General features: G+C 69.0%; 5 protein-coding genes. All 5 read right to left on the bottom strand.

The genetic code is table 11. The annotated features are described in order from the left end of the window. Positions 1–234 precede the first annotated feature (234 nt). Complete coding sequence (locus tag AC1DJN_RS19540; protein ID WP_032975332.1) at positions 235–999, bottom strand: 2,3-dihydro-2,3-dihydroxybenzoate dehydrogenase; 765 nt, start codon at positions 997–999, stop codon at positions 235–237. Beyond that, entirely contained in the window at positions 990–4,868 is a 3,879-nt protein-coding gene (locus tag AC1DJN_RS19535; protein ID WP_478039863.1) for an amino acid adenylation domain-containing protein, read from the bottom strand. The genes AC1DJN_RS19540 and AC1DJN_RS19535 overlap by 10 nt, the downstream gene beginning before the upstream one ends. Continuing rightward, positions 4,865–5,122, bottom strand: coding sequence for a phosphopantetheine-binding protein (locus AC1DJN_RS19530; RefSeq protein WP_032975329.1), 258 nt, complete (start codon positions 5,120–5,122; stop codon positions 4,865–4,867). The genes AC1DJN_RS19535 and AC1DJN_RS19530 overlap by 4 nt, the downstream gene beginning before the upstream one ends. Continuing rightward, a complete protein-coding gene (locus tag AC1DJN_RS19525; protein ID WP_478039861.1) occupies positions 5,122–5,754 on the bottom strand; it encodes an isochorismatase family protein in 633 nt (210 codons plus the stop codon). The genes AC1DJN_RS19530 and AC1DJN_RS19525 overlap by 1 nt, the downstream gene beginning before the upstream one ends. Further along, positions 5,754–6,690 (bottom strand): AMP-binding protein (locus tag AC1DJN_RS19520; protein ID WP_478039859.1); only part of this gene is annotated, 937 nt, incomplete at its 5' end. The genes AC1DJN_RS19525 and AC1DJN_RS19520, both read right to left, overlap by 1 nt.

Raw genomic sequence — 6,690 nt, 5'->3', positions numbered from 1 at the left:
GGCCAGCGGCCGGCACTACCCAACGCAAAAGCCCGTCACGTCCGCCCCGTGGTAGTGCCGGCTGCTGGCCGGCAACCCAAGCCAACGCACAAGCCCATCGCGCCTGCCCCATGGTAGTGCCGGCCGCTGGCCGGCAACCCATGCCAACGCACAAGCCCATCGGGCCTGCCCCGTGGTAGTGCCGGCCGCTGGCCGGCAACCCATGAACCCCGCCCGGCGGTGTGCCCGGCCCCGTCACCCGCGCAGCGTGGCGCCACCATCCACGTACAGGTCACTCATCGCCACGTGCCCGGCCTGCTCGGACAGCAGGAACATCACCGCCTGCGCGATGTCCTCCGGCGTGGCCAGCTTGCGCAAGGGGATGCCCGCCTTGTAGGTGGCCGGATTGCCGGCGATCACCCGTGCCGCGCCCTGCTCGTCTTCCCACATGCCGGTCTGCATCGGGGTCAGCGTGGAGCCCGGCGCAACGATGTTGCAACGGATGCCCAACGGTGCAAGCTCCAGGCCCAGGCAACGGGTGAACATCGTCGCCGCCGCCTTCGAGGCGGCATAGGCGGCCATGCCATGCCGTGGCACGCCCGCCGCGTTGGAACTGACGGTCACGATGGCGCCTTGCCGGCGCGGCGACATCACCCGTGCCAGTGCGCGGCCCACATGGAACACACCATCGGCATTGACCGCGAACACCCTGCGCCAATCCGCGTCACGGGTGTCCACGACCTCGCCGACATGCAGCACGCCCGCCACGCTGGCCGCCAACATGATCGGTCCCACCGTGGCTTCCACCTGGTTTACCAGCGCGTCCACGGCCGCGCCGTCGGTGACGTCCAGTGCGAAAGCCTGCACGCGACCATCGTCGGCTGCCAGCGCAGGTCGCTCGCGATCGGTTGCCACGACCCGGCACCCTGCGTCCAGCAGTTGCCCCACCAGCGCCGCACCGATACCGCCGGCTGCGCCGGTCACCAGCGCCACATTCCCTTCAAAACCCGTCAGCTGCATGTTGCACTCTCCTGTTGCCTGTCCCACTGCTGCAGCCGCGCCGACAACCACGGTGCCAGCTGCGCCACCGCATCACGCCCGGTCAGTTCGGCGTGCAGGAACGGCAGCTCGATGGCATCCACCTGCAGCGCATGTGCCTTCCACAGCGCGGACTGCAACTGCGGCCGTGCCTGATGATCGCGTCCGGCCCGCACATGCGCCAGCGTTCCGACGAAGGGTCGGTGCTGGTGTTCGCGGATCAGTCGATTGGTTCCGGTCACCGCCCGTACCACGCCGTCGAGCACCACCTCGGGCAGGCTGCCCAGCGCGCTGCCGCCGCGCCGCAGGAAGGCGAGGATGCGCTCGCGATCGTCCAGTTCCGGATGCGCGTCCGGGTCATGCCCGGCGATGGCCAACAGCGCCCGCAGCGCCGCGATCGGGTCGGGCTCCGGTTCGGCACGCCAGCATTCGCTGGGATAGGCATCGAGCAGCACCAGTTCGCCGACCTCGCGGCCGATGTCGTGCAGGCGCACGGCCATCGCCTGCGCGAGGATGCCCCCCACCGACCAGCCCAGCAGATGGATCGGCCCCTGTGGCTGCAGCGTGATCACCCGCTGCACATAGTCATTGGCCATGGCCTCGATGCTGCCTGGCAGCGGTTGCGTGGGGTCGAGCGCGGGTGACTGAAGCCCGTACACCGCGCGCGTTGGCTGCAGCGCCCGGGCCAGTGCGCGATAGTTCCAGGCAATGCCGCCTGCCGGGTGCAGCACGAACAGGGGGGCTGCGGTTGCCTCGTCGGATGCCGACAGCGCAATCACCGGCCCCAGCGCGTGATCGGCGCGTGCGGGCGGCTCGGCAATGCGTGCCGCCAGCGCGGCTACGGTCGGTTGCGCGAACAGCGCACCCAGCCCCAGCTCGCAACGCCAGCGCTGCTCGATGGCCAGCAGCAGGTGCACGGCCGACAGGGAGTCGCCTCCGATGCTGAAGAAATCCACATCAACCGCCACCGGCAGTTCACGCCCCAGCGCCTGTGCAAACAGCCCGGCCAGTTCCTGCTCCAGCGGCGTGCGCGGCGCCTGCCCGGCGGCCTCTTGCTGCCGTGGTTTCGGCAGCGCAGACCGGTCCAGTTTGCCATTGGCGGTCACCGGCCAATGATCCACGCCCACGAACGCAGACGGCACCATGTAGTCCGGCACCCGCGCCAGCAGATGGCTGCGCAGCGCCGCTGCATCGAGCAGCGCCGTCGGCACATAGGCGACCAGCCGCGCCTCGCCGGGTAGATCATCGCGCAACAGCACTTCCACCCGGTCCATTCCAGGCAGCTCGCGCAACGCTGCTTCAATCTCGCCAAGTTCGATGCGCAGGCCGCGCAGCTTTACCTGATGGTCGCTGCGCCCCAGGTACTCGACAGCACCGTCGCCCCGCCAGCGTGCCACGTCGCCGGTGCGGTAGATGCGCTCACCCGGCAGGAACGGATCCGCCAGGAAGCGCTCGGCCGTCAGGTCGTGGCGGCCGAGATAGCCGCGTGCCAACTGCACACCGCCGAGGTACAGGTCACCGGCCACGCCCACCGGCACGGGCTGYATCCGTGCGTCCAGCACATACAGGCGGGTGTTCCAGACCGGGAAACCGATCGGCACCGGGCGCGAGCGGTCATCGGCCGACGCCGGCCACCAGCTCACATCCACTGCCGCTTCGGTCGGCCCGTAGAGGTTGTGCAGTTCGGCATGTACCCGCGCATGGAAGCGGTCGCGCAGTGCGGCATCCAGCGCCTCGCCACTGGTGAACACGCGCCGCAGCCGCAGGTCCTGTGAGGCCGGTGCAGCCAGGAACGCATCCAGCATCGACGGTACGAAATGTGCGGTGGTGACACCATGGACGCGGATCAATCGCGCCAGCTCGGTCGGGTCGCGGTGTGCGTCCGGCCCCGCCAACACCAGCGTCGCGCCGCACAGCAGTGGCAGGAAGAATTCCCAGACCGATACGTCGAACGTTGCCGGGGTCTTCTGCAGAATCCGGTCGTCGGCACCCATGCCATAGTGCTCGCGCATCCACAGCAGGCGATTGACGATGGCGCGATGTTCGATCACCACGCCCTTGGGCTCGCCGGTCGAACCGGAGGTATAGATCACATAGGCCGCATCGTCGCCCATCGGGCCCGGCCAGGGTGCGGCAAAGCTCACGTCGGTCCACTGCTCCGGCGGCAGCACCGGCACATCTGAAAGACGGGATTGCACGCCGGCCTCTGCCAATACGCAGACCGGTTGCGCCGACGCCAGGATGCGCGCCAGGCGCTCCGCGGGATGGGCAAGGTCCAGTGGCAGGTACGCGCCGCCTGCACGCAGCACCGCCAGCAACGCAACCACCAGTTCCAGCGAACGCGGCAGCGCTACGGCAACGACCGTGCCCGGGCCCACGCCCAGCGAGCGCAGCTGCGCGGCCAGGGCGAAGCTGCGCGCCTCCAGCGCAGCATGGTCCAGCGTCGTATCGCCGAACACCAGCGCCGCTGCCGACGGATCGCGGTCCATGCCCTGCTGCAGCAGTTCGGCCAGGGTGGTGTCAGGCAGCGCATGCGTGGTGGCATTGAAGCCATGCACGACCTGCTTCGATTCTTCCGGCGTGGCCAGTGGCACCGTCGCGATGTCTTCGGCCAGCAGCGCGGCCGACACGAAATGCAGCAGCCGCCGGGCATGCGCCTTCATGTCATCCAGGCCATAAAGGGCCGGGTTTGCTTCAATCTCCAGATCCAGCAGGGTCTGTCCATCGCCACGGAAGCCCAGTGTCAGGTCGTCAACCGGGCCGGTGCTCAGCACTTCCAGTGAGGCCTGCACACCCGGCAGCGCCAGCGGCTTGTAGAACGGCTGTACATTGATCAACGGCCCATGCAGACGGTGCTGTGCACCGACCAGGCCGAGGTCACGACGCAGCTGTTCGCCACGGTAGCGCCCATGCTTGCGGCTCTGGCTGAGCTGGCGCCCGATGCGCCCGCAGAATTCCTCGACACCGCCCTCGCCGCCCGCCACCCGCAGCGGCAGCACGTTCATCACCATCGCCGGCACCCGCGCCGCCGCGTTGCCAAGCCGCGCCATGTACGGCACCCCGAGCACGACTTCCTCGGACGCGCTCATGCGACGCACATACTCGGCGGCCAACGCGGCAAGCACATCCGGCCACGGCTGCAGCCACGATGCCGAGACCTGCAGCAGGCGCTTGCGCAAGGCGGGGTCCACCGGCTGCACCCAGCGCAGTGCATCGTCACTGGCCGCGGCGGTGCCGGCCAGGCCGGTGGAGGCCGGGGCGCCCTGCAGCGCCTGCAACCACCACTGCCGGTCGACGTCGCGGCGCGCATCACTGCGGTAGCTGGCATCATCGGCCAGCACGCCCGCCAACCCTGGCAGCGCACTACCGGTGCGCCCCGCATACAGGGCGCAGACGCGGTCAGTGAACAGCGCCATGCCATAGCCATCGGTGGCCAGGTGATGCACGCGCAGGTACCAGGCCCAGCGCTGGCCACCCAGGTCGAACAGCACCTGCTGGCTCAGCCGGTCGCGGGTCGGGTCGACCGCGCTGCAGCGGTCAGCCAGCATCGCCGCGCGCGCCGTCTGCTGCGGATCATCGGCCGCGGCGACATCGCGCAGCTGCAGCAATGGCACCCGCGCGGGCTCGTGCCACTGCACGGGCTGGCCGTCCTCGGCCTCGGCGAAACGCAACGCCAGCGCCTCGGCCTCGACGGCGGCCTGGTTGGCGGCAGCGATGAACGCCGGCACATCCAGCGAACCCTCGATCCACACCGCGTGCGCGGTATTGAATGCAGGATTCTGCGGTGCCAGCCGCTGGGCAAACCACAGCCCTGCCTGCGCCTCGGTCAGCGGCAGCGGCGATCCGCTCATGACGTCTGCGCGGCCTGCAGCTGCTGCACCACCGCCCACCACTGGCGCAGCGTGGTGTGCTCAGCCAGCTGCGCGAACTCCAGTGGCAGCCCGGTGTTGCCCCAGGCCAGCACCAGCCCCAGCATGCGCATCGAATCCAGATCCAGATCGATCAGGTTGTCATCATCGCCGATGTCAGCCGCGTGGCAGTCCAGCACGCGGGCGACGTCGGCGCGCATGCGCTCCAGGGTCAAGGTTTCGGTCGTCGCGTTCATCACATTGCCTCCAGCAGCTGGTCGGTGGTCATCGGTACGCCGCACGTGCGGGCGATCCAGTGCAGCGCCTGGTCATGGTCGGCACGCGAGAAATCGGCCACGGCATCGGCAGCGATGAACGTCTCGATGTCACGCTGGAACGCCTCCACCGCCGTCGCGGTGCATCCGATGTGCGCGTAGACGCCGGTGATCAGCAACTGGTCGCGGCCGCGCACGCGCATCAGCGTTTCCAGATTGCTGCGCTGGAACGCGCTGTAGCGGTGCTTGACCAGCACATGCTCGCCCGGCTGCGGCGCGAGTGCGTCGATGATCGGCTCGTGGTCGGCACGCCGGCCCATGCCCGGGCCCCACAGGTCTGCCTGCAGGCCGCGGTCGCGACGGTCCTGGTCGCCATGCTGGGCGGTGTAGAACACCGGAATGCCGTGCGTACGGCAATGTCCCAGCAGGCGCGCGATGTTGTCCACCGCCGGCTGCAGCGGTGCGTTGYCGGCGTCGAATGCGGCGAGGAAATAGCGCTGCATGTCGTGTACCAGCAAGGCAACACGATCACRCTGGGGACGCCAGGCGCCTCGCGCCTGCGGCAGTTCCGCAGCGGTCGGCAGGGAATACGGGGTAATGCGGGGCAGCGCCATCAGCGCGTTCCTCCTGTCTGTTGCAGATGACGCGCGCGCAGCAGCGCGCGCAGTTCGCGGCGGCTGATCTTGCCAACCGCCGTAGTGTCGAAACTGTCCACGAAAACAATCTGATCGGGCACCTTGAAGGCGGCCAGGCCACGCCCGCGCATCCACGCCTTCAGCGCCGGCGCCTTGATGGCCTCGCCCTGCTGGATCACGAAGGCACAGCTGCGCTCGCCCAGGTAGTCGTCAGGAATGGAGACCACGGCGGCGTCGAACACGCTGGGATGGGCCAGCAGATGGTCTTCGATCTCCTCGGCGGAGATCTTCTCGCCCGCCCGGTTGATGTGGTCGCCGGCACGGCCCTGCACCACCAGATAGCCGCCGGGCAGCTGCTGCACGCGGTCGCCGGTGCGGTAGAAGCCGTCGTCGGTGAACGAGCGCGCGTTGGCCGCCGCGTCATTGTGGTAACTGCGGATGGTGTACGGACCGCGCGTGAGCAGATGACCGACCTCGCCTTCGGCAACGGGCTGGTCGTGGTCGTCGACCACGCGCACTTCATCATCCTCGCTGATCGGCCTGCCCTGGCAGGCGACGACCAGGTCCTGCGGGTCATCCAGCCGGGTGTAGTTGACCAGGCCTTCGGCCATGCCGAACACCTGCTGCAACGTGCAACCGAGGCCATCGATGACCCGCCGCGCGGCTTCCGGCACCAGCTTCGCTCCCCCGACCTGCAGCACCCGCAGGCTGGACAGATCGTGCCTGCTGGTCGCCGCCGCCTGCGCCCACAGCAGCGCCAGGGGCGGCACCAGACCACAGCAGGTCACCTTCTCGCGCGCGATCAACGGAAACGCCGCATCCGGGCCGGGGCCCGGGCTGAGCACCACGCGGGCGCCGGCGTACAGCGCACCGAAGAAACCCGGCGAGCTCATCGGGAAGTTGTGTGCTGCCGGC

This window comes from Stenotrophomonas sp. 05L414_2, from assembly GCF_056397905.1.
This window is presented reverse-complemented; position numbering and strand designations above follow the sequence as displayed.